The sequence below is a fragment of the Streptomyces swartbergensis genome (genome assembly GCF_002148965.1).
Taxonomy (GTDB): domain Bacteria; phylum Actinomycetota; class Actinomycetes; order Streptomycetales; family Streptomycetaceae; genus Streptomyces; species Streptomyces swartbergensis.
Genome location: NZ_NGFN01000643.1, coordinates 1 through 1,954 on the forward strand (window position 1 = coordinate 1; position 1,954 = coordinate 1,954).

Annotated in this window: 1 protein-coding gene and 1 pseudogene; both read right to left on the reverse strand. The window is 73.3% G+C overall.

Annotated features, from left to right (window positions below; all coding sequences use genetic code 11):
• Nucleotides 1-126: 126 nt before the first annotated feature.
• On the reverse strand, nucleotides 127-1,377 hold the full coding sequence (locus tag CA983_RS43155) for a glycosyltransferase (RefSeq protein WP_086606055.1): 1,251 nt from the start codon (nucleotides 1,375-1,377) through the stop codon (nucleotides 127-129).
• A gap of 50 nt (nucleotides 1,378-1,427) precedes the next feature.
• Nucleotides 1,428-1,954, reverse strand: a pseudogene (locus CA983_RS43160) (DUF3344 domain-containing protein); the annotation flags it as partial.

The following is a 1,954-nucleotide window of genomic DNA, read 5'->3' on the forward strand; positions in this document are numbered from 1 at the left end:
GGGCCGGGCGCCGCGGGGCGGACGACCGGAAACCGGTGGCGGTGCCGCGCGGCGGCATGACCGAGACTGGTGAGGATCCGTGGTCCCGTGGCGGTACGCCGGGGGAGGGCACGGTACGTTCGGCGGTCACGAGTGGATGGACTCCCTGTACTCGGTGGGCTCGACGCGCTGTACTGTCCGGTTCACCTCGGCGCCACGTCCGGTGCCGAGCGGCTGACCGTGCTCAGCGCTGGGGGTGGTGGCGGTCCATGGGCCGAGCAGCTCGCGATAGACGTCCGAGACGGCCTCGGCGGTGTACCGCACGTCGTGGGTGGACAGCACGTGCCGGCGGCCCTGGTTGCCGAGCGACTCGCGCAGCAGCGGGTCGGCCAGCAGCTCGGTGACGGCCCGGGCCAGCGCCGCCGGGTCCTCCGGCGGGACCAGGCACCGGGCGGCGAAGGAGGACGGCAGGCTCTCGCGGGCGCCGTCGACGTCCGTGACCACTACGGGCCGCCCGCAGGCCATCGCCTCCAGTGGCGCCAGGGCCATGCCCTCCCAGCGGGACGGCAGGACGACGAGATCGGCGGCCTGGTACCAGGGGGAGGCGTCGGCGACGGCTCCCGCGAACACCACGGATTCCGGGGCGTCTTCACGAAGCCGGTCGTGGTCCGGCCCGTCGCCGACCAGGACGAGGCGGGCGTCGGGCACCTGCCGCACGACGGTTTCCCAGGCCCGCAGCAGGACGTCCTGCCCTTTCTGCCGGCACAGCCGCCCCACGCACACGGCGAGCGGTGCCGCCGGGTGGATGCCGGCGAGCGGTGCGAGCCCGGCCCGCACGGCGCCCACGGCGGCCGGGTGGAAGCGCTCGGGGTCGATGCCGTTGGGGACGACGGTCCACCGGCCGGTGATCCTGGCGCCCATGCCGGTGGCGCGTTCCGCCTCACTCACACACACCACGCGTGAGGCCCAGCGTGCCCCCCAGCGTTCCCACATGAGCGCCAGGGCCGCGGTGCCCCCGCTGACCGCCTCGAACGACCAGGCGTGCGGCTGGAAGACCGTCGGAATCCGCCCGCGTACCGCGAGCCGTCCGGCGAGCCCGGCCTTGGCGCTGTGCGCGTGCACCAGATCGGGCCGCACCTCGTCGATCACCCGCGCCAGGTGCCGCACCTCCCGGACGAGCGACGTACCCGGCGACCGCGTCGCGTGCCAGTGCCGTACGCGCGCGCCGAGCGTCCGCAGCTTCGTGGTGAGCGCGCTGTCGGGGCAGGCCACGGTGACGTCCAGGCCGTCCGACAGTTGTGCCCGGACCAGGTCCGTCACGACGCGCGCGACGCCGCCGTCCACCGGTTGGGTGAGGTGCAGGACTCTTGGTAGAGGGGTGGTGGATGACAGGTGCATGTGGGCGGATTCCTCGCTCGCGAAGGTGTTCGGGGCGGGCGGCGACAAAGTCACCGCCGTGCGTCGACGGCGACGAAGAGCACGCCGGCCCACGCCGCGTCCTGCTGGGAATGGAGCCGGAAGGTCGCCTGGTCACCGGCGTGCTGCAGGCCTCTTCCGAGATCGAACACGTCGGAGTCGTAGCCGAGGTTGTTGGCGTGCGCGGGCACACGTGCCGCGTCCGCCCCGGGCTCACTGATGGTGGAATTGAGGACGTCGTCCTGGGGGTTGGCGGCGTTGCTGAGGGCGACCTCGGACTGGCCGGTCGTCATGGTGAGCGCGTCGCCGGTGGTGCCGCGGTCGCCGTTGTAGGCCACCAGCCCCGCACGGCCCCACGCTCCCGCGGCAAAACCCAGGCTGGTCAGCTGGATCCCCTGAGTGCCGGACTTGAGCGGGGTGAAGCCGTCCCAGAGCGCGAGGTGCCGCAGTGGCTCCGACGGGTTCTCGTAGACCACCACGAGCGTCCAGCCACCCCACGCCCCGGCCGCCGACCTGCCCATGGCGATGTTGATCTGCGCCACGGTGTACAGGTCCGGCC

Bases quoted from the DNA above. Each gene is read 5' to 3' on its own strand.
- CA983_RS43155 (WP_086606055.1), bottom strand. From the start codon at position 1,377: ATGCACCTGTCATCCACCACCCCTCTACCAAGAGTCCTGCACCTCACC.